Here is a 20,001-nt window from a genome sequence, read left to right on the forward strand (position 1 = left end):
CGCGCCGAAAAGGCCTGACAGTATGCGCAGGGGAATCGACCGGTTATGATCGTTCTCGTGCTTCGGATTGCCTGACCAGACAAGCCCGACCCGCAGTCTGCTGTCGTTGCCAAGGCGTTCGGAAAGCCGGGCCTCCCACATCTGCTGGTGCGCTTGTTCCGGCTGCGGCACATAACCCAGTCCGGAAGGGATGGTATCGAGGCGCGTCTCAAAGACCAGCGGCAGGGAAGTGATCGGGCAATGCAGATCGTAAGCCGGTCGCGCCGTGACAGATATTGAAACGCATTGAGCGACGCCGAGCACGCCCGCCAATAAGGGGCGTACGGGATCGGTTACGGATAGAATGACACGGGCGCCGCGGGCAGCCAGCATCGGCACGTAACGTGCAAACTGAATACTGTCTCCCGCTCCTTCATCCGCGAAAACGAGGATGGTCTTGCCATCGATCGATTCCCTTTCGAGCCACAGCGATTGGGACAATCCGGAACGCTCGATCGGCAGACCAGCGACGGCCCAGCGAGCTTCCCGCCCTGCCCAACCTGCTTCGAAATTTCCGGTCAACAGATGCACCAGCGAGGCCTGATAGACGCCTTTCATATTATTCGGATCGATCGTCCTGATCTTGTCGTAAAGCACAAGGCATTCGGCGAACCGGTGGAGATGATTGAGCGCGAACGCCTTATTGCCCAGGGGGCCCGTGGCGCTGGGCTGCAGATCGAGTGACCGGTCGTACCACGGCAGCGCCTCGTCATCTCTTCCGAGGCGCGCGAGGAACTGGCCGACAAGATTGCAGATTTCGGCGTTCGCCGGATTGAGCGCGTGGGCCGCTTTAATGTCGAGCAAACCTTCCTCGACCCTGTTGAGGATCAACAGGGCAAGCGCGCGCATCAGCGGTGTGAGCGCGCTCTCAGCCGTCATCCTTTCATGCAGGTTGAAGCAGGCGAGGGCTTCTTCGATCCGCCCCAGTCCATAGAGAAGAAGGCCCGCTTGATATGCGGCCTCCCAATCGTCGGGATTGAGCTTAAGCGTTTGGCGATAGCTCAGGATCGCTTCTTCTTTCCGTCCCAGGCTGGCCTGGACGATACCGAGCATCCTCCATGCGTTGGCGTCTTCCGGATTATGCTGCACCACCTGACCAAACACCATGAGGGCATCCTCGTGCCGCCCCAGGCCCACGAGTCCCGCGCCGAGGTTCTTGAAATACTCGGCTTTTGGTTCTTGCCGGATCGCGCGTGCGATCCACTCTATTGCGTGGTCGTATTGCCCGGCGTGAAGGCAGATCTGACCGGTCAGATGCAGCGTATCGGCGTGCGCAGCATCGAGCGCCAGCGCTTTCTCGCAGCACATCTGGGCGTCCAGATGCCGTCCTGCCGCAAAATGCTCAAGGCCAGCCGCGTGCAGCGTGGCGGGCGTCGCTGCCGGTGACGTGATTCCCGCGGCCTTGGTCTCGGAAGCACTGATCTCGGAAGCCTTGGTCCCGGCAGCCTTGGTCCCGGCAGCCTTGGTCCCGGCAGCCTCGGACTCTTTGGCAGCCAGTCTGCGCTCGTGACGGTTCATCGGGATCCAGCTCGGTCAATCGAACAACCGATAGTTGATTCTGTTGCTCTCAGGAAGGCTGGCTGCGTAATCGTCGGTTGTGACGGCGTTTGAGATTTCGTAAGCTGCTTCCCAAAATGACACGAGCCCATCCGGCAACGGTGATGCTCGTGCGGACGTAGCCTGTCGGGAGGAGCAATCCATATGAGAGCATTCTGGCTATTGGGTGCGATGACAATCGCGTTCGCACCGCCCGCCATCGCGGCGGATTCGATCAAGATCGGGTTCGTCGATACTTTCAGCGGCCCGACCGCCGCGATCGGCGCCGACGCGCGCAACGCATTCGAACTGGCGCTCGATCACATCGGCCGCAAGATGGATGGAAGGCCGGTCGAGGTGATCTATGAGGATGACCAGCAGAAGCCGGATGTCGGCAAGCAGAAGACCGAAAAGCTGATTCAGTCCGATCATGTCGATTTCATCGTCGGCTATAACTGGTCGAACGTTTTGCTGGCGTCGCTCAAGCCTGCGGTCGATTCGAAAACCTTCCTGATCGGCATCAATGCCGGGCCCTCGCAACTCGCCGGTGAATTGTGCTCGCCTTACGTGTTTTTGACATCGTTTCAGAACGACCAGGCGCCGGCTGCGATGGGCCAATATATGAACCAGCAGGGCATCAAATCCGTTTTTCTGATCGTGCCTAATTACGCCGCCGGAAAGGATCGGGTAGGCGGCTTTCGGACCACTTTCAAAGGCGAGGTGGTGGGTGAGGAATATACGGTGTGGCCGACACAGCTCGATTTTTCGGCCGAGCTCTCAAAGGCGCGCAACTCCAAAGCGGAAGCGATCTTTGTGTTCTTTCCCGGAGCGGCCGGCGTGCAATTCCTCAATCAATATGTCCAGGCTGGAATCAAGCAGCAGATTCCGCTTTATACGGACAGTACGATCGACGAATTGTCGCTGCCGCTGCAGAAGGAAAATGCGCTCGGCATTTTCGGCGCGCTGGAATGGGTGAACGACCTGCCCAATGATGAGAACAAGCGTTTCGTCGCCGACTATCGTAAAAAATACCCCGGCTTGCGTCCAAGCGGCTACGGGGCGCAAGCCTATGATGCGGTGAATTTGATCAACAGCGCGGTGGTCGCGGTGAAGGGCGATCTGACCAAAAAAGATGCGATGAAGGCGGAGATGGAGAAAGCGAATTTCAAATCCGTCCGCGGCTCGTTCCGCTATGGCAACAACCACGTCCCTATTCAGAATTTCTATTTGCAGGACGTGGTGAAGGACGCCGACGGCGCGCTCGCGCTCAAGACGGTCGCCATCGCCGTCAAGGACGATCAGGATCGCTTCCACGACAAATGCCCGATGAAACCCTGAGGGCGCTCAGTGTGAAATTGCCAATTGTTTCGTTCCGTCCATGAGTTCTGAAGCGGACACGGCTTGTCCAAGAGGCGGCTCCTCATGAGGAGCCGCGAGCCTGGATGAGTTCGCAGATCCCCTATGGTGAGGAGCCTCAGCCCTCGCGCAGGATCATGTCCGCGCAGGCGCCGGCGGCTTGCACGACGCCGGTGTAGCCGCCAAAGCCCGCATAGGCCGACGCCAGATAAAGTCCTGATACCGCGGTGCGCGGCGAACCGGCCGGGCTGCGCCAGAACGCGCTTGGTGGTGTCGGCGCGAATCCATAGACGGCGCCGCCGGGCGCGTTGAGATATTGCCGTACCGACAGCGCGGTATTGAAGGACGACGCCACCACGCCCTGCGCCAACCCGGGATAGATCGAATTGAGATAATTGACGATGGCGTCCTGCCACCGTCCGCGTTTGCTGCGATAGGCATCCGGGTCCGAACTGTCCCAGTTCGACAGCAGGTCAGGTCCGCAGATCAGCAACACATGGGGCGGCGCGGGAATGCCGGAATCGATCGCGGTATAATCGACGATCGACAGCGGCGGCATTCGCTCACCCGGTTCATTCGCCATCAGCGCCGCGCCTTGCGCGTAATCCGACAGCCGCTCCATCTCGCGCGGCAGCAACTGGGTCGAATAGGCCGATATGCCGAATTCGCGCGGCGGCTTCGACATGCCGAGCGTGAGGGCGAACAACGAAATCGACGATGTTCGCTTCGCGTAGCCTTTGGTCAGTTTCTCGGCGGCTGCGGCCGGCATCAGCGCCGCCAGCGATGCCGGCGCCGCATTGCTGATGATCCGCAGCGCTTCGACGACCTGCGGATCGCTGCCGTCGCGCGCGGTATGGGTCACGGTGCCGGCGCGGCCCTGCGGGTCCAGAGCGATGTCGCTCGCGACGCGGCGGACCAGCACTTCGCCGCCCGATGTCCTGACAGAACGGGCCAGTGCGCTTGAGAGCCGCTGCGATCCGCCCTGGACGTAACGGCCGCCGCTTTGGAGATAGCTTCCCTGCGCCATCGCAAAGTAGATCCACCACAGCGACGCGGGGTCGTCGTGGTAATAAGAAAGATTGGCGGCCAGCGCGCATTTGACGGCTTCATTGTCGCCAAAAACTTTTGTGAGCTTTTGCGACAGCGATAGCCGCCAGTCGGGAAGGGCGGGCGCGAACTTCAACAGCGCGGCCAGCGCCTCGCGGGGATTTTTGAAAGCCTCGCGGCCCTGCGAGAGCGTGCCGAGCGTGGACGCGATGCGCTCCATCTCTCCCAGTATTTGATGGATGCCGGCGCAGGCCTCCGGAAAACGCGTCGTCAGGGCGAGACGCGCCGCGTCGAAATTGTCCGGCATCACGAAGGGCGGATCGATCGGGCCGCCCCGCACCTGGTAGAAAGCGCCGGCCGGAACCCATTTTACGGCGTCGATCACCCCCGCGCGCGTCAGCACGCTGTGCTTGGGGTCTCGGGGATCGTGCGGATCGCTGGTTTCGTGCAGAGAACCTTCGACAAACAAGTCGCCGGATTTGTAGCTCGAGGCGGCGCCGCCCACCGAGTTGCTGCGCTCGATCACGAGAACCTTGCGTCCTGCCCGCGCCAGGATCGCGCCGGCCGTCAAGCCTCCAAGGCCGGCGCCGATCACCACGACATCATAGCGCGCCATTCAGCCTGAATTCCCAAAAAGCCCTGTCCGGATAGGCCCCGTTCATTGCCGCTATAGCGCGTCATGTCAAATGCGCGATTGCATAAAAAGAATGCGTTCAAAGCCAATGCGCGATGCGAAGGCGCGAAAACCGGCTTATTTCCAGGCCGATTTATCCGTGTCCCAGCGTTGGCCGCGGAATTCCCTGGCCAGCGCATCGATGGTGCCGTTGTCGGCCTTTTGCTCGCCTTCCTCTTCGCCGCTGGTTTCTTCAGCGAGGCTGAGTTTGGCGCCGGCGCTCTCGTCCGTGGTCGAGATCGCCGGGTTGCCGATCCACAGCATCAGCCGGTCGGACGCTCCCGGCTTATCCGGCGCCACCAGGGCGACCACCTCGATGACCTCGGTGAGGTCGAGCGCGGGGAAGATCTGGCTCGGCCGCTTGAATGTCAGTTTCAGTTTCCCGCTATTGTCATTCCAGACCGACGACGATGATTTGGCCGAAAGCGTTCCGGCCAGCACATTGGAAATCGTCGCAGCAATCTTGTCGCGGTTGAGCTTATCCCCATTACGCCAGTCGGCCGCCGCAAAACGGATGGTGCGCTCCATCTCCACCACGCCGGTGGTCCAGCCGACGGAAACGACCCCGGGCAACGATCGAGATTTCGCGATCAGCGCCGCGGCCCGATCCGGATCGACGCTGAGATTGATGGTCTGCTCGCCGGCGCGCATCGCCTCGCAGGTGACCGCAAGGCTGGAGAGCGCCACCTCGACGTTTTGTCCCTTCAGACTTTTAAGAAAATCCACCGCCGCGTCGAGCTTGAGCCGAACGCCGACCGATTCCGGCGACACTTCGGTAAAATCCTTTGGTGATGCGGTGATGCCGTCATCGCTGGCCTGGTTGTCCAGGAATTCCTTTTCACTGACGTCGGTATTATCGCTCGATGCCACTTCGGTCACGGTCTGGCCGATGTTGATCTGGCCCTTGAATTCGAAATTCTCGCCGGTCGGCCTGCGCACGAGTTTCACCGTGACCGGCGATTTGTCGCCAAGGCTTTGCGTGGTGCCGCTCAGGGTCTGGCCGTTGACGGCGAGGTTGACGACAAAGCGATCCTTGCGATCGGCGCCCTTGGCCACGGGATAGCAGACGTCGAGCGTGGCGGCGGTGACAGTTCGGCCCTGACGGGTTTCCTTGAGGATGACGTCGGCGTTGCCGTCCATCAATCCGTCGATGGCGGTGAAATACCGGACCTCATTGGCGCCCGGCGCAGCCTTTGGCGCGAGTTTCATTTGGCCGAAGGCCAGACTGGTCAAGGCCGTCATCAGTCCGATCAGGCAGAACAGAAGCGCGCGCATTTGGAATCCTCGCGAAAAAGAATCGGTAGGCTATCCCCTCACTAGCAAACCCCTGCAGGTTTCGCCAAAAAGAAGGCCGCCCGGAGGCGGCCTTCGATGTCAGTTGCCAGTTGGCGCGGGCTTAGAAGCCCATGCCACCACCACCATGTCCGTGTCCGCCGCCGGCGGCCGGCGCCGGTTCCTTCGGCAGTTCGGCGACCATCGCTTCGGTCGTCACCAGAAGGCCGGCGACGGAAGAGGCGTCCTGCAGTGCGGTGCGGACCACCTTGGCCGGATCGATAATGCCTTTGGCGACCATGTCGACATATTCTTCGGTCTGGGCATCGAAGCCGAACGTCTCGGACTTGTTCTCGAGGATCTTGCCGACCACGATCGAGCCTTCGACACCGGCGTTCTCCGAAATCTGGCGGATCGGAGCTTCCAGCGCCTTCAGCACGATATTGATGCCGGCCTGCACGTCGGAGTTGTCGTTGTGGATACGGCCGACGGCCTTCTTGGCGCGCAGCAGCGCGACGCCGCCGCCCGGCACGATGCCTTCCTGAACAGCCGCACGGGTCGCGTTGAGGGCGTCTTCAACGCGGTCCTTCTTCTCCTTGACTTCGACTTCGGTCGCGCCGCCGACGCGAATGATCGCGACGCCGCCGGCCAGCTTGGCCAGACGTTCCTGCAGCTTTTCGCGGTCGTAGTCCGAGGTGGTTTCCTCGATCTGCGCCTTGATCTGGCCGACGCGGGCTTCGATGTCCTTTTTCTTGCCGGCGCCGCTGACGATGGTGGTGTTTTCCTTGTCGATCACGACCTTGCGGGCGCGGCCGAGCATGTTGACCGTGACGCTTTCGAGTTTCATGCCGAGTTCATCCGAAATCAACTGACCGCCGGTCAGGATCGCGATGTCTTCCAGCATCGCCTTGCGGCGATCGCCGAAGCCGGGCGCCTTGACGGCGGCGACCTTCAGTCCGCCGCGCAGGCGGTTGACGACCAGCGTGGCCAGGGCCTCGCCTTCGACGTCTTCCGCGATGATCAACAGCGGCTTGCCCGACTGCACCACGGCTTCCAGCACCGGCAGCATCGCCTGCAGGCCGGACAGCTTCTTCTCGTGCAGCAGCACGTAGACGTCTTCGAGCTCGGCGGTCATCTTCTCGGCGTTGGTAACGAAGTAGGGCGACAGGTAACCGCGGTCGAACTTCATGCCCTCGACGATATCGACTTCGGTCTCGAGCGACTTGTTTTCCTCGACGGTGATGACGCCTTCATTGCCGACCTTCTGCATCGCCTGTGCGATCATCTTGCCGATCGCGGCGTCGCCGTTGGCGGAGATGGTGCCGACCTGGGCCACTTCGGAGGACGAGGCGACCGGCTTGGCGCGCTTCTCGATGTCCTTGATCACGGCCTTGACCGCAATCTCGATGCCGCGCTTGAGGTCCATCGGGTTCATGCCGGCGGCAACCGACTTGGCGCCCTCGCGCACGATCGCCTGCGCCAGCACGGTGGCGGTGGTGGTGCCGTCGCCGGCGGTGTCGTTGGTCTTGGAGGCGACTTCGCGCAGCATCTGCGCGCCCATGTTCTCGAACTTGTCCTCAAGCTCGATTTCCTTGGCGACGGTGACGCCGTCCTTGGTGATGCGGGGCGCGCCAAAACTCTTTTCGATGACGACGTTGCGGCCCTTGGGGCCGAGCGTCACCTTGACGGCATTGGCGAGAATATCGACGCCGCGCAGCATGCGATCGCGCGCGTCTCCGGAAAATTTAACGTCCTTGGCAGCCATGTGAATTCACTCCTGGATGATTGGAATACGGTCTTTTGTCGCGTGCTGATGCCGTCGCCGCAGGGTTTCTTCCCCTCTCCCCTTGTGGGAGAGGGTGGCACGGACGCGCGAAGTGCGTTCGTGACGGGTGAGGGGTATGTCTCCGCGGATGGAGACCCCTCATCCGGCGCGCTGTGCGCGCCACCTTCTCCCACTCGAAGTCGGATATATCCGACTTCGACAAATTCAGTATCCCAACTCGGGTAAACCCGAGTTGGTTGGGGAGAAGGGAAGAAACAACTGCGCCGACAAACAACGACTACAGCGGGACTGCTAGCTGTGTCAGGCGAGCACGCCCATGATGTCGGATTCCTTCATGATCAGCAGATCTTCGCCGTCGAGCTTGATCTCGGTGCCGGACCACTTGCCGAACAGCACGCGATCGCCGGTCTTGATGTCGATCGGGATCAGCTTGCCGGCCTCGTCGCGCCCGCCGGGGCCGACTGCGACAACCCGACCCTCCTGGGGTTTTTCCTTGGCGCTGTCCGGGATGATGATGCCGCCCTTGGTCTTTTCCTCGGCGTCGATACGTTTGACCACGACACGGTCATGCAGGGGACGAAATTGGGTTTTAGCCATGACAGTTCCTTTTGGAGGCTTTGGTTTTCAGGTCTGGTTCAGGTCTGGTGTGTCATCGAAAGTGGGTCGGGATACGGGCATATCCGACACCACCAAGGGCCGAACCACTCGCACCCTTAGCAATCGCGCTTTCGGAGTGCTAATTGTGCGACCGGGAATATGGCTTGACGCCGATCCTGTCAAGCAAAGGGGGGTTAAGCCCTTGGTGAGGCAGATATAGGATGCTTAAGGAAACTAAATCGGAGCGCCGGCGTAATTTGCTGGAGATCATTGCTCCGACAGGAGTTTTACGCTTGGCTGCGGATGGGTGCGGCCGGGAATTGTTTGGGGGATGCCATGGTCACGTCACGTAACGCGCGCGCAGTTGCCAATCTGGGGATGGCCTCGGTGCTGACGATATTCCTGGGCGCCTGCAGCAGCATGAGCCTGCCGTCCTTTTCGTCTTCTCCCTCGGTGGCGCCTGAGCCGGGCCCGGCGCCCGAGATGCCGGCGAGCATCCGTCCGGACGAGATCGTCGGCCGCTGGGGTCTGGCGTCGTTCCAGAATCCCAATGATCGCGCGCGCACCGAAGCCGCGGCGCGGGCCCAGTGCAAACAGCCCTATGTGATCGGCGCCGGCTCTACCGGCGGCGTGATCATGCATCTGGCCGACCAGGCGACGCCGCAGGAATTGCGGCTCAAGGGCAGCCCGAGCGGCAAGAACTATATCGGTCCGCCCGGCCCGGCCGGCGGCGAACAGGACCGCGAAATCGTCTCCTTTGACGGACGTGTCCTGATCACCCGCTTTACCGACAAGGATGCGGCGACCCGCTATGGCAACATGGTCTATGTCCGCTGCGCGCCGCGGGCCTGATAAATATTAGTTTGTCATTGCGAGGAGCCAACGGGTCGCGCGAATGCGCGCCCGATGACAGGCTCCGCGACGAAGCAATCCATTATTTTCGTGGCTCTATGGATTGCTTCGCTACGCTCGCAATGACGACCTAAACAAAAAACGCCGACCTTTTGGCCGGCGTTTTCGTTTATCGGAATCGATCGGAACTTAATCGAACAGCGCGTCGATGTCGTCCTGCGAGGCATGGCCGACGTCGCCTTCGACCTTCGGTCCGTTCAGCAGCCGGGCGTCGCCCTCGCGGGTGTCGACGATCGGCGGCGCGTGCGCCTTGATGGCGTCGACGCCACCCCAGATGTCCATCATGACGGTGATGTGATTTTCGATGAACTTCATCGTGGTCATCACTTTTTTGATGCGCTGACCGGTCAGGTCCTGGAAGTTGCAGGCCTCGAAGATCGAAACGACGCGTTCCTGGATTTCCTCGCTGAGCAGCTTTTGCTGGTCCGGCGTCGTGATCCGGCTCAGGGCGGTGGCCGCATTGTCGATCGATTCCGCGGCTTCCAGGATTTGCTGGGTAGCTTCTTCGGTGCCCCCGACCACGGCGCCGAGTTCGCCATTGACCTTGGCCATCTCCTCGCCGTTGAAGCTGTTGCCGTGCAGAACCGCGATTTCACGCTTGGTGCGGCTGATCGCATCATAGATGAGATCGAGTTCGACCTTCAGCTTCTCGCATTGCTCGATCTGGGCGCGATAGGTCTCGAGCAGCGCATGGGCTTCGGCGGTTTCGCGCGACGCCGCTTCGCCGATCGGCCCTGTCGCCACGCTCGCGCTGGGGGTCGCCATCTGGGCGCGGATCGCGCGCAGCTCGCTCATGATTTCGTGGTGCATGGGACCAACCTCGCCATTGTCCACTTCCGGTGGCATCGACATCGGCAGCTCGCCGACAAAAGCTTCTTCGATACGAAAACGTCTGCGATGAACCGGCATGAGACTTTCCCTGAACTTCAATCCTCATGTTTTAAGCAGACCCGATTTAACACGGAGTTCACGCCGGAACCCGTTATCAAAACCGGTGCCGATGGCCGCATACCAACGGTTAACCATGCGTGCGCTGCGTTCATCGAAAATAAACGCTACCGGGCAAAAGCGCGCGCAATTGACGATGTGGTGAATCGAAACGCCGATTCCGTTTACCAAACCGATGCGGTTTTGATCTTAGTTAGTGGTGTGTAAAGGCGCCGCTCGGGCGTTCCCAAGATTAAACAGTGACGAAACAGTACAGAGTACGTCGATGTCCAACAGAATGTATCTTGCGCTGCTCGCCAGCGCGTCTTTTCTAGACGCCGGATTCAATCAGGCCGTCGCGCAGACCCTCGCTACCAACGCCGCGGCGCTCTCCGAACCCACCGTGATCTATGCCGGTCAGCCTGCGCCGCGTCCCGCAGCGCCGGTGCGGATGGCTTCGGCCGACCAAAACAATATGGGCGGCGGCTTCATCCAGTTTCTGTTCGGCGATGCGCCGCCTCAGGGCGATCGTTATCGGCAGCAGCCCGGCTATCAGCAGCAGCCATCCTACCAGCAGCAATCCTATCCGGCGCAGCGTCCGATGATGCTGCAGGGAGAGCCGCAACAGTCGATGCGCCAACAGGATCCGGGCGAACCCGCGCATCCCGCCTTCGATCCGAAATTCGAGAAGCAACTTGTGGATTATACCGGCAAGGAAGGTGCCGGCACGATCGTCGTCGATACGCCCAACAAATTCCTGTTTCTGGTGCAGGGCAACGGCAAGGCGTTGCGTTACGGCATCGGTGTCGGCCGCCCGGGCTTCACCTGGTCCGGCGTCAAGCAGATCTCCGCCAAGAAGGAATGGCCGGATTGGACGCCACCGGCGGAAATGCTGGCACGCCGTCCCGATCTGCCGCGGCACATGGAAGGCGGTCCGCAAAATCCGCTTGGCGCGCGCGCGATGTATCTGGGTTCGACGCTCTATCGCATCCACGGCTCCAACGAGCCCTGGACCATCGGCACCAACGTCTCGTCCGGCTGTATCCGGATGCGCAATGAAGACGTGATCGACCTCTACGGCCGCGTCAATGTCGGCGCGCGGGTCATCGTGATCTGATCTGCAAGTTTAGAAAGTCACGGTCTGAGAATCAAAACGGCCGCTCGTTCGAGCGGCCGTTTTTTAATGCGTGCAGTGAATTTCGTCAGGCGTAGTCGCTATCGTTATCGCCGCCGAAGTCATCCGAATCGAGATCCATGTCGTCGTGATCCTGAGCCAGATCCTGAGCGCGATCTTGCGCGGCGAGATCGTCGTCCTCGCGGTCCTGAGCCAGATCCTGGGCACGATCTTGCGCGGCGAGATCTTTCGAGCCGATATCGTTGACGCCGGCGTCACGCGCCAGATCGCTGCGGGATTGATCGCTCCACGGGCTCCGGTTGCCGGTGACCGCCGTATCGCCGAAAGCCTGGTGGTTGCCGCCCATCATGCCGCGGAAGCTGTTGAGCAATAGTGATCCACCAACCATGCCAGCCGCCGCCGCAGCCGCGGTGCCGAGAAACGAGCTGCCTCCACCCATTGCGCCCCCGAACGCGCCACCCATCGGACCGCCCATCTGACCTTGGGGTGCGCCATAGGGCTGTCCATACGGGGTCTGGTCATAACGTCCGGGCGACTGTCCCTGCTGCAGGACTTGGCCACTGTTCCAGACCGGACGACCAGGAGGAGTTTGGGGCGGCGGGACGTTCGGCACCGAGCCGCGCGGCGCGTTCTGTCCGAACACCGCATCGCGCATCGAATCCAAGAATCCTCCGCCGGACGGATGCTGGTCGGGTGTGCCAGCGGCCTCCAACTCCTCAATGCGATGGTGGGCCTGTTTCAGCGCTTCGTCCTGTACCAGCACCGTCTGTACCAGCGCGTACGCCGCATTGGGCGCCACGCGCAGGCCTTGCGCGATCGCCGAAGTCGCATCCGGATCGCGCGGCGCGCTCTCCATTTTGGCGAGCCGGCCGAAAAGATCGTCAACCATCTGGCGTTCTTGCGGTGTCATCGATTCTCTCCCTCGCGTTGCAAGCGCGGGCCAGATGTAGGGGCGCTTTGTGTCCCAAGTAGTGTCGTCGCAGATTAAATTTCTGTATGCGACAAAAGCGCGCCGAAGAGAGGCCCCATATCAGCCCAATGTAACTTTATTCGTCGCCAGCAAGCCCGAGAAATGCTCGCCCCCGAGAAAAGCGTATTCGCGCTCGCGCTGGTCGGTGAGCGGGTCCAGGCTGACCAGGACGTCGTCGACCAGTCCGGGGTGACACATGACGACGCCGTTGTCCGGCAGCTGGTCGAGAAATTGTTGCATCAGCGCGCCGAAATCGGCCGGCCGGGAGAAATCATAGGCGCCGGCGAAGCCGGGATTGACGGCGATACCGGCGCGCCCGGCGCGTTGACGAAATTGCGCGCTCAAGACGTCGAGCACCAGCGCCTTGGTTGAGCCGAGCCGCTGCGTCAGCGGTTGACGGCGACCGCACTGGCGTACCCAGGCGCCGGGGGCGGCTTCCTTTACCGCGGTCAGAAAGGCGTCGCGGATTTGCGGAAACAACTGCGCGTGCTGGTGACCATCGACGAAATCAGGCGCGCGGCCGAACAATTTGCTGAAGGCCGCGAGTTGGACCTTCAATTCGGCATGGATGATCTCGGGATCGAGCTTTCGCAGCAGTCCCGCGCGCAGCAGTTTCGCGAAATCGAAAAACATGCCGCCATCGAGCGGCTGAAAATGCATCGTCAGCGGCCGGAACGGTGCCGTCAACGTGACATGCAGGCCGATCGCGCAACGCGGACTATTGGCGGCGGCGGCTTGCAGCGCGCTGACCTCCTCGCGGCCGATTGCCGGGCCGACCACCATCACCGATGTAGCATTGAGGCGGCCGCGTTCGATCAGATCGCGAATGGCCCGATTGACGCCGGGACTGATGCCGTAATCGTCGGCGCACAGCCAGATGCGGCGCATCGGCGTGGCGTCGTTCATTCGGCGGCGGTCCGCTCGCCGGCCCTGCTGTCCTCAACGCGCTTTTCGCTGTGCTCGGCGACGAAATAGATCGGGCGGGCCTTCAGCTCCGAGAGAATCTTGCCGATATATTCGCCGACAATGCCGATCATGATGAGTTGCACGCCGCCGATCGTCATCAGGCCGACCACCAGCGAGGGATAGCCGGGGACTGATTTCCCGCTCATCCAGGTTTCCCAGAGGATCGAAAGCCCAAACAAGAAGGCCGCCGAGGCCAAGAGCACGCCGAGCAGGCTGGCGAACCGCAACGGTGCGACCGAAAACGACGTCAGGCCCTCGATCGACAGCCCGACCAGCCGGCCGGGACTGAACGTGGTGACGCCATGGGCGCGGGCGGCGGGTTCGTAGTCGACGCGGATCTGGCGAAAGCCGATCCAGCTCGCGAGGCCCTTGAAGAAACGATTGCGTTCGGGAAGCTGCTTCAAGGCCGCGGCCGCGCGCGGCGACAGCAGGCGGAAGTCGCCGGCATCTTCGGGAATTTTCTGCCGCGCGCCCCAATTGATCAGTGCGTAGAAGCCGTGCACGGCGAGCCGCCGAAGGAACGATTCATTGTCGCGATTGGCCTTCGCGGTATAGACCACGTCGTAGCCGTCATCGATCCAGTGGCCGACGAGCTTCTCGACCAGATTGGGCGGATGCTGACCATCGCCGTCCATGAACAGGACCGCCCCGCGCCGGGTGTGGTCCAGTCCGGCCATCAGCGCGGCTTCCTTGCCGAAATTGCGCGACAGCGACACTACCTGGACGTCGAGCGCATCGGCGGCGAGCCCGCGTGCGATACTGAGCGTCGCGTCCGCGCTGCCGTCATCGACATAGATCACTTCGCAGGTGAGGCGATAGCGATCACGCAGCGTGTGCGCCAGGGCGCCAAGCCGCTGGTGCAGGGACGCCAGCCCGGCCGCCTCATTATAGACGGGCACGACGATCGACAGGCCCTGCGCCGCAGCCGTGACCGCGGTCGTCGACAGGCTCGAAACATCGGTACCCAGCATCATCGATCAGGTTCCAACCATCCAGAAAACAGCATATGGCAATCGCCAAGAGTTGTCGCCACATGCGTTGTCGCTACGTGGGTTGTCGCCACACGCGTTGTCGCCACGGGGATCGGCCGTAGTCCACCGTCTCATTGCCGCAGGAAGGCCTCAAGCCTGGCGAACAGCGGATTGTCGCGGTCGAGCACGTAATCGAGCGACGCCACCGAAACCGTGTCGGCGCCGTGCGTGCGCAGGAAGCTGCCGAGCGCGTAAAGCTGCGCCGGCGGACAATGCAGCGTGACCATCCCCGACGAGGTCGGACCGCCGAACGGCGACACCACGCCAAAGCGATTATGGGCCTCGGTCAGCAGTGCTGCGGTGCATTCCGCAAAACGGGTGCGGACTTCGCGATATTTGCTGGCGCGGGCACGGGCCGCGATGTGATCGAGAATGACGCGCGCGGTCTCGCGCGCTTCGCTCGACCAGTCGGCCTCACGCGAGGCTACCAGATTGGCCTGGCTGCGCAGGATCACGCCGTCGTCGAGCACTTTGAGGCCATTGGCGGCCAAAGTCGCGCCCGTCGTGGTGATGTCGACGATCATCTCGGCGGTGCCGACCGCGGGCGCGCCTTCGGTGGCGCCGGCGCTTTCGACGATCCGGTAGTCCACCACGCCATGCGACGCAAAGAACGACCGCGTCAGATTGATGTATTTGGTCGCCACGCGCATGCGCCGGTTATGCTGCTCGCGAAAGCCTGTGGTGACGTCGTCGAGATCGGCCATGGTGCGCACATCGATCCAGGCCTGCGGCACCGCGACCACGACATTGGCGCTGCCAAAGCCGAGATTGTCGATCAGCAGCACGCGCTTGTCGGCATCGGGGATGCTTTCGCGCACCAGGTCTTCGCCGGTGACGCCGAGATGCACCATGCCGCGCGCGAGCTGCGAGGCAATTTCGCTGGCCGAGAGATAGGCGATCTCGACATTGTCGAGCCCGCTGATGGTGCCGCGATAGTCGCGGGCGCCGCGCGGCTTTGCCAGCGACAATCCGGCGCGCGTGAAAAAGGCTTCGGCGTTTTCCTGCAGGCGTCCCTTGGAGGGGACGGCGAGGACGAAGGGGGCCGTCATGACGCGCTCCCTTTGGCGGCTGGCTTGTTTGCAGTAGGTTTGCCGATGTTGGCGAGGGTCTCGACCCAGACCGAGAATCCGACCGCCGGAATGGCTGATGGCGAGCCCAGCCGCTTCAGCAGCCCGTCATAGCGGCCGCCCGCGACCAGCGGCTCGACGCCGTTGCCCCTGGCGTGCAGTTCGAATTCGAAGCCGGTGTAGTAATCGATGCCGCGCCCGAACGAGGTCGAGAAACGCGTCTGGCGGGTGTCGACGCCGCGCGCGGCCATGAAGCCGACCCGGCTTTCGAACGCATCGATCGCGTGGGTGATGTTGAGCTTGGTGTCGGCCGCCAATGCGCGCAGTTGCGCGATCGCGTCGTCGGGATCGCCTGCGATGGCGAGGAAGCGCTTGATGGTCGACAGCGCATCGCGCGGCAACGCGCCGCCCTTCAAGGTGGATTGTTCGAGAAAGCGATCGGCGATTTCCGACACCGAGCGGCCGCCGACATTGGTGGTGCCTGCGATCGACATCAGATCGGTCACCAGCGCCAGCGCCGCCTTGCGGTCGGAGCCGGCCAGCGCCGCGAGCACGCCTTCATATTCGTTGCGGCTAGGTCCGGTCGCGAGCGTCAGCCGTTCGATATCCTGCGCCAGGTTGATCTTGCGGTTGAAGTCCTTGATCAGCCGCCGCCGCCATACCGGGTAGAGATCGAGCGCATCGATCAGCGCGATGAACAGCGCGACATCGCCGGTGCGGATTTCGACATCGGTCAGGCCGAACGCACTGGTCGCCTCGAGCGCCAGCGCCAGCATCTCGGCATCGGCCGCGGGACGGTCCTGCCGTCCAAAGGATTCGATGCCGGCCTGCAGGAATTCGCTGGCTTGTCCGCCGCGATAACGGAACACCGGGCCGAGATAGCTGAACCCGGCCGGCTGTCCGGCCTGGCTCGAAGCCAGATAGCCGCGCGCCACCGGAATGGTCAGATCGGGGCGAAGGCACAGTTCTTCGCCGCTGGCGTCGGTGGTCAGATAGAGGCTTTTGCGGATGTCCTCGCCGGAGAGATCGAGAAACGGCTCGGCCGGCTGCAAAATCGCCGGCTCGGCCCTGACGTAGCCGGCCTGCGCAAACGACAATAGCAGCGCGTCCGCCCGTGCGGCGGATCCGGTCGCGCGAGGGGCGGCGGTCTCGGTCATCTCAACGTCCAAATAACCCAAAAAAAGCGGGTTCCCAAACAGGTACCCAAGGATAGGGCGCAGGCCATAGCATGGCCCGGGCCGGGTTTCGACAGGGATCGGCCGCCTTATTAGGAAGTCGCTTAATCAAGTGTCTTAACGCCGGGCGGCGGTCACGCTACCCGCCATCGGTCCAGTCGCCGAGCGCCGCCTGGATCAGCGCCAATGCGGCCACCCCCGCGGTATCGGCGCGCAAAATCCGCGGCCCCAGCGAAAGCCGCAGGGTTTGCGGCTGCCGCAGCAGGATGGCGCGCTCTTCCTCGGCAAAACCACCCTCGGGGCCGATCAGGACATCGATGCCATGGGTCGCCGACCGGCCGGCTTGGAGCGCCTGCAACGGATTGATGACATCGGCGGCCTCGTCGCAGAACACCAGAAGGCGCGTGGCTTCCCGCTGGCTCACATAACGATCGAGCGGAACCGGCTCGGCAACATCAGCAATGCTGAGGATGCCGCATTGTTCGGCCGCCTCGATGACATTGGCCCGCATCCGCTCGCTGTTCACCCGCGAGACCTGGGTAAAACGGGTCAAAACCGGCTGCAGGGATGACGCCCCCATCTCGACCGCTTTCTGCACCATGTAGTCGAGCCGGGCGTGTTTGAGCGGTGCAAACACAAAAGCGAGGTTGGGCAGGCGATCCTGCGGCCGGGTCTGGTCGATGATTTCGAGACTGTCGGGCCGCTTGCGGCCGGCAATGGCAGCCTGCCATTCGCCATCGCGTCCATTGAACACCAGAATGGTGTCGCCCGCGGCCAGGCGCAGCACATTGCCGAGGTAATTGCTCTGGTTGCGCTCAAGCGGGATCGTTTGCCCTGTTACCAAGGGGGCGTCGATGAACAGGCGAGGGGCTCGGAAGTCCAGTTCAGGCATTTTTGACGTCCAATCCGTACCGCCTCTACGCCGCGCTGTCGCCCAATTCGACGGATGTTGTTATGGATAGCTCAAGCCGTCGTAAAGCGCCTTTCATCGAAAACTGCGGACCTTTGGATCCCACCGGAGAAGTCCCTTGATTGTCTGCCGCCTGATCGTGTCGCTGACTTTCGCCGCTGTCGCCCTTCACGCAGGTCAGACTTTCGCGCAGGGCGCTTTTCCTGCACCGCTGCCCGGTCAGGCTGTCGCGCCCGCGAGCAACGCATCGCCAGTGCCGCCGGTGAATTGGATGGCTCCCTCGAACGGCGCCTCGGATGTCTGCGTGGAGGAATTTGCCGCCTTGCGCGAAAAGGCGCAGGACCGCGGCAAGCTGATCGTGGTTGCCCGCGATCGGCATGCGTCATCTGACGAGGCCTGCAGGCTAATTGCCGATTTCGGTGAGTCCGAAGTCGAGATGATCAAATATGTCGAGGCCCATTCGGCGAAATGCGGAATTTCGACGGAGATCGCCAACCGGCTCAGAGCCGAGCACCGACGCACCGAAACGATGCGGGACAAGGTCTGTATGGCGGCGCAACAGGCACAGCGGAAAATACCGACCGGGCCGGTCGGCGACTTCGATGTCATTAGGTAAAGTGGGTCAAAAGCGGATGCGGTGGTAGCGTCAGGGCATATTTGGACGGCGAATAGTCCAATCGGGCGGCCTTTTAGCCCAAAGAATGAGAATTTACGCGATTATTGGCCATTCGGCGCGGCGCAACGCCGCGCTGTTGCCCAATTCCACGGGTTGTTAAGGGCTGGCAGGAATCGTAAAATACCCTATCGGAGTCGCTCTTCTGTCGGGAAGACGCTAGGGGCCATTTGGGCCTTGCCTTGAGGAACAGCTTTGATGATCCGCCGCCTGATTGTGCCGCTCACGCTGGCCGTCGCCACTTTTCATGCCGGCTTGGCCTTTAACAGCCAGGCTTTTGCGCAGGGCGCTTTTCCGGCGCCGCTGCCCGGCCGGGCTGCCGCGCCGGCCAACGATCCGGCGTTTCCGCCGGTGAACGGCGCCGCCCCGGTGACGTCCTTTGGTGCCGGTCCTGCCTCGTTTCCGTCAGGTGGTGCGCCACCTGTCAACGGTGGCGGATTCGGAGGCGCACCGGCTGCGCCGTCGATGAGCGGCACCGAAGCCGACTGCATGAAGGGTTTCATGCCGCTGCGCGAAGAGGCGGAGAAACGCGGCAAGCTGATCAAGGCGGCCAGCGATCGGCACGCCCCGCCGGATGAGGCCTGCAAGCTGATCGGTAATTTCGGCGTGGCCGAAACCAAGATGCTCAAATATGTCGAAACCCATATGACCCAGTGCGGGATTCCGCCGCAGGTGCTGGACCAGTTGAAGAACGGTCACAAGAACAGCGAAAACATGCAGCAGAAGATTTGCGCGGTGGCTCAGCAGGCGGCACAGCAGCCAAAAGGACCGGCTGGTCCGAGCCTGAGCGAAGTGCTGGGTTCCTCGACGGCGCTGCCGGAAGCGAACAATACCAGGAAAGGCAGCACGTTCGACACCTTGAACGGTAACGTGCTCGCGCGATGACCGAACGGCGACGATGAACAGCGTCGCCGCCCCCGTTGCGGATGCGACCGGCAACTGGGTCGATACGCTCGCACCGCGCTGGTCGCGGCCCTATCTGCGGCTCTCCCGTTTCGACCGGCCGATCGGATCGTGGCTGCTGCTGATGCCGTGCTGGTGGTCGGCGGCGCTCGCCGCCGGTGTCGCCCACACGGTCGCCCAACTTCCCCTTATCATCGTGCTGTTCTTCATCGGCGCCTTTGTGATGCGCGGCGCCGGCTGCACCTGGAACGACATCACCGATCGCGATCTCGATGCGCTGGTCGAGCGCACGCGCTCGCGGCCGATACCTGCCGGACAGGTGAGCGTGAAGCGGGCGGCGGTGTTTCTCGTCGTTCAGGCGCTGATCGGATTGGTGGTGCTGCTGCAATTCAACCGCTTTGCGGTCGCGACCGGCATTGCGTCGTTGCTGATCGTCGCGGTTTACCCGTTCATGAAACGGATCACCTGGTGGCCGCAGATCGTACTCGGGCTGGCATTCTCCTGGGGCGCGCTGATGGGATTCGCCGTCACGTTCGGGCGGATCGATGCGACCGCGGTGTTGCTTTATGCCGGTTCGATCTCGTGGGTGATCGGTTATGACACCATCTATGCGCATCAGGACACCGAGGACGATGCGCTGATCGGCGTCAAATCGACCGCGCTGTTGTTCGCCGAACGCACCCATCAGGCGCTGGCGGCGTTTTATGCCCTGGCGGTGGTCTTGATCGGCGCCGCGTTGGTGCTGGCCGATTCCGGTTTGATGGCCTGGGCCGGACTTGGTGTGTTCGCCGTGCATCTGATCTGGCAGATCAGGCGCCTCGACACCAGCGACACGGCTTTGTGCTTGCGGGTTTTCAAATCCAACCGCGATGCGGGATTGTTGCTATTTGCGGGACTACTCGCGGATGCGGTGATGCGGGCGGCTGTTTAAAGCGTTTTCGAGCGAAGTGGATACCGGTTCGCGTGAAGAAACCGCGTCGAACAAAGCTCTGGAATTGCACAGCTACCCGACGGGGCGAGGACGGT

Annotated in this window: 19 protein-coding genes; 7 read left to right on the forward strand and 12 right to left on the reverse strand. The window is 62.1% G+C overall.

The window, feature by feature from the left end:
* The coding region (locus HB676_RS33255) for a tetratricopeptide repeat protein (protein WP_213742750.1) at positions 1 to 1,557 on the reverse strand (1,557 nt) is incomplete at its 3' end.
* A 183-nt stretch (positions 1,558 to 1,740) separates the two neighbouring features.
* Here HB676_RS33255 and HB676_RS33260 point away from each other — a divergent pair.
* Positions 1,741 to 2,913, forward strand: a complete 1,173-nt coding sequence (locus tag HB676_RS33260) for an ABC transporter substrate-binding protein (protein WP_213742751.1) — start codon at positions 1,741 to 1,743, stop codon at positions 2,911 to 2,913.
* A 136-nt stretch (positions 2,914 to 3,049) separates the two neighbouring features.
* On the opposite strand, the gene HB676_RS33265 is transcribed toward HB676_RS33260, so the two are convergent.
* The 4 genes from HB676_RS33265 to groES form a co-directional block, all read right to left on the reverse strand.
* A complete protein-coding gene (locus HB676_RS33265) occupies positions 3,050 to 4,594 on the reverse strand; it encodes an NAD(P)-binding protein (RefSeq protein WP_213742752.1) in 1,545 nt (514 codons plus the stop codon).
* Between the two features lie 135 nt (positions 4,595 to 4,729).
* A complete protein-coding gene (locus tag HB676_RS33270; RefSeq protein ID WP_213742753.1) occupies positions 4,730 to 5,926 on the reverse strand; it encodes a hypothetical protein in 1,197 nt (398 codons plus the stop codon).
* Positions 5,927 to 6,047: 121 nt separating this feature from the next.
* A complete protein-coding gene (gene groL, locus HB676_RS33275) occupies positions 6,048 to 7,688 on the reverse strand; it encodes a chaperonin GroEL (RefSeq protein ID WP_213742754.1) in 1,641 nt (546 codons plus the stop codon).
* 321 nt (positions 7,689 to 8,009) lie between these two features.
* Positions 8,010 to 8,306, reverse strand: a complete 297-nt coding sequence (groES, locus tag HB676_RS33280) for a co-chaperone GroES (protein WP_213742755.1) — start codon at positions 8,304 to 8,306, stop codon at positions 8,010 to 8,012.
* Between the two features lie 336 nt (positions 8,307 to 8,642).
* Between groES and HB676_RS33285 the strand changes: the two genes are divergently transcribed.
* Entirely contained in the window at positions 8,643 to 9,158 is a 516-nt protein-coding gene (locus HB676_RS33285) for a hypothetical protein (RefSeq protein ID WP_213742756.1), read from the forward strand.
* 189 nt (positions 9,159 to 9,347) lie between these two features.
* Here HB676_RS33285 and HB676_RS33290 read toward each other — a convergent pair whose 3' ends face one another.
* Complete coding sequence (locus HB676_RS33290; RefSeq protein ID WP_213742757.1) at positions 9,348 to 10,127, reverse strand: protein phosphatase CheZ; 780 nt, start codon at positions 10,125 to 10,127, stop codon at positions 9,348 to 9,350.
* On the opposite strand from HB676_RS33290, the gene HB676_RS33295 reads away from it, so the two are divergent.
* Positions 10,116 to 10,373: a hypothetical protein gene (locus HB676_RS33295; protein WP_213742758.1), complete on the forward strand. Its 258-nt coding sequence runs from the start codon at positions 10,116 to 10,118 to the stop codon at positions 10,371 to 10,373. The genes HB676_RS33290 and HB676_RS33295 overlap by 12 nt on opposite strands.
* Positions 10,374 to 10,431: 58 nt before the next feature.
* Entirely contained in the window at positions 10,432 to 11,262 is an 831-nt protein-coding gene (locus HB676_RS33300; protein ID WP_213742759.1) for a L,D-transpeptidase, read from the forward strand.
* 85 nt (positions 11,263 to 11,347) lie between these two features.
* On the opposite strand, the gene HB676_RS33305 is transcribed toward HB676_RS33300, so the two are convergent.
* The 6 genes from HB676_RS33305 to HB676_RS33330 form a co-directional block, all read right to left on the reverse strand.
* A complete protein-coding gene (locus HB676_RS33305; RefSeq protein ID WP_213742760.1) occupies positions 11,348 to 12,190 on the reverse strand; it encodes a DUF2076 domain-containing protein in 843 nt (280 codons plus the stop codon).
* A 120-nt stretch (positions 12,191 to 12,310) separates the two neighbouring features.
* Positions 12,311 to 13,156, reverse strand: coding sequence for a ChbG/HpnK family deacetylase (locus tag HB676_RS33310; RefSeq protein WP_213742761.1), 846 nt, complete (start codon positions 13,154 to 13,156; stop codon positions 12,311 to 12,313).
* Positions 13,153 to 14,190 carry a glycosyltransferase family 2 protein gene (locus HB676_RS33315; RefSeq protein WP_213742762.1) on the reverse strand — a complete coding sequence of 346 codons (1,038 nt, stop codon included), beginning with the start codon at positions 14,188 to 14,190 and terminating at the stop codon, positions 13,153 to 13,155. The genes HB676_RS33310 and HB676_RS33315 overlap by 4 nt, the downstream gene beginning before the upstream one ends.
* 128 nt (positions 14,191 to 14,318) lie before the next feature.
* Complete coding sequence (gene hisG, locus HB676_RS33320; RefSeq protein ID WP_213742763.1) at positions 14,319 to 15,296, reverse strand: ATP phosphoribosyltransferase; 978 nt, start codon at positions 15,294 to 15,296, stop codon at positions 14,319 to 14,321.
* Positions 15,293 to 16,471, reverse strand: a complete 1,179-nt coding sequence (locus HB676_RS33325; RefSeq protein ID WP_213742764.1) for an ATP phosphoribosyltransferase regulatory subunit — start codon at positions 16,469 to 16,471, stop codon at positions 15,293 to 15,295. Before HB676_RS33325 ends, hisG begins: the two co-directional genes overlap by 4 nt.
* A gap of 157 nt (positions 16,472 to 16,628) precedes the next feature.
* Positions 16,629 to 17,381, reverse strand: a complete 753-nt coding sequence (locus tag HB676_RS33330) for a 16S rRNA (uracil(1498)-N(3))-methyltransferase (RefSeq protein ID WP_213742765.1) — start codon at positions 17,379 to 17,381, stop codon at positions 16,629 to 16,631.
* 136 nt (positions 17,382 to 17,517) lie between these two features.
* On the opposite strand from HB676_RS33330, the gene HB676_RS33335 reads away from it, so the two are divergent.
* From HB676_RS33335 to ubiA, 3 genes are all read left to right on the forward strand, one after another.
* A complete protein-coding gene (locus HB676_RS33335; RefSeq protein ID WP_213742766.1) occupies positions 17,518 to 18,015 on the forward strand; it encodes a hypothetical protein in 498 nt (165 codons plus the stop codon).
* 255 nt (positions 18,016 to 18,270) lie between these two features.
* Positions 18,271 to 18,957 (forward strand): hypothetical protein, encoded by a 687-nt coding sequence (locus tag HB676_RS33340; RefSeq protein ID WP_213742767.1) that lies wholly within the window; start codon positions 18,271 to 18,273, stop codon positions 18,955 to 18,957.
* Between the two features lie 13 nt (positions 18,958 to 18,970).
* On the forward strand, positions 18,971 to 19,906 hold the full coding sequence (gene ubiA, locus HB676_RS33345) for a 4-hydroxybenzoate octaprenyltransferase (RefSeq protein ID WP_213742768.1): 936 nt from the start codon (positions 18,971 to 18,973) through the stop codon (positions 19,904 to 19,906).
* Positions 19,907 to 20,001 lie beyond the last annotated feature (95 nt).

Origin of the sequence: Bradyrhizobium sp. dw_411, assembly GCF_018449695.1 — a bacterium.
GTDB lineage: Bacteria > Pseudomonadota > Alphaproteobacteria > Rhizobiales > Xanthobacteraceae > Bradyrhizobium.

Excerpts from the sequence above, each read along its gene's own strand:
- HB676_RS33260 (WP_213742751.1), top strand. The coding sequence starts at position 1,741 with ATGAGAGCATTCTGGCTATTGGGTGCGATGACAATCGCGTTCGCACCG.
- HB676_RS33265 (WP_213742752.1), bottom strand. The coding sequence starts at position 4,594 with ATGGCGCGCTATGATGTCGTGGTGATCGGCGCCGGCCTTGGAGGCTTG.
- HB676_RS33270 (WP_213742753.1), bottom strand. The coding sequence starts at position 5,926 with ATGCGCGCGCTTCTGTTCTGCCTGATCGGACTGATGACGGCCTTGACC.
- groL (WP_213742754.1), bottom strand. The coding sequence starts at position 7,688 with ATGGCTGCCAAGGACGTTAAATTTTCCGGAGACGCGCGCGATCGCATG.
- groES (WP_213742755.1), bottom strand. The coding sequence starts at position 8,306 with ATGGCTAAAACCCAATTTCGTCCCCTGCATGACCGTGTCGTGGTCAAA.
- HB676_RS33285 (WP_213742756.1), top strand. The coding sequence starts at position 8,643 with ATGGTCACGTCACGTAACGCGCGCGCAGTTGCCAATCTGGGGATGGCC.
- HB676_RS33295 (WP_213742758.1), top strand. The coding sequence starts at position 10,116 with ATGAACCGGCATGAGACTTTCCCTGAACTTCAATCCTCATGTTTTAAG.
- HB676_RS33290 (WP_213742757.1), bottom strand. The coding sequence starts at position 10,127 with ATGCCGGTTCATCGCAGACGTTTTCGTATCGAAGAAGCTTTTGTCGGC.
- HB676_RS33300 (WP_213742759.1), top strand. The coding sequence starts at position 10,432 with ATGTCCAACAGAATGTATCTTGCGCTGCTCGCCAGCGCGTCTTTTCTA.
- HB676_RS33305 (WP_213742760.1), bottom strand. The coding sequence starts at position 12,190 with ATGACACCGCAAGAACGCCAGATGGTTGACGATCTTTTCGGCCGGCTC.
- HB676_RS33310 (WP_213742761.1), bottom strand. The coding sequence starts at position 13,156 with ATGAACGACGCCACGCCGATGCGCCGCATCTGGCTGTGCGCCGACGAT.
- HB676_RS33315 (WP_213742762.1), bottom strand. The coding sequence starts at position 14,190 with ATGATGCTGGGTACCGATGTTTCGAGCCTGTCGACGACCGCGGTCACG.
- hisG (WP_213742763.1), bottom strand. The coding sequence starts at position 15,296 with ATGACGGCCCCCTTCGTCCTCGCCGTCCCCTCCAAGGGACGCCTGCAG.
- HB676_RS33325 (WP_213742764.1), bottom strand. The coding sequence starts at position 16,471 with ATGACCGAGACCGCCGCCCCTCGCGCGACCGGATCCGCCGCACGGGCG.
- HB676_RS33330 (WP_213742765.1), bottom strand. The coding sequence starts at position 17,381 with ATGCCTGAACTGGACTTCCGAGCCCCTCGCCTGTTCATCGACGCCCCC.
- HB676_RS33340 (WP_213742767.1), top strand. The coding sequence starts at position 18,271 with ATGATCCGCCGCCTGATTGTGCCGCTCACGCTGGCCGTCGCCACTTTT.
- ubiA (WP_213742768.1), top strand. The coding sequence starts at position 18,971 with ATGAACAGCGTCGCCGCCCCCGTTGCGGATGCGACCGGCAACTGGGTC.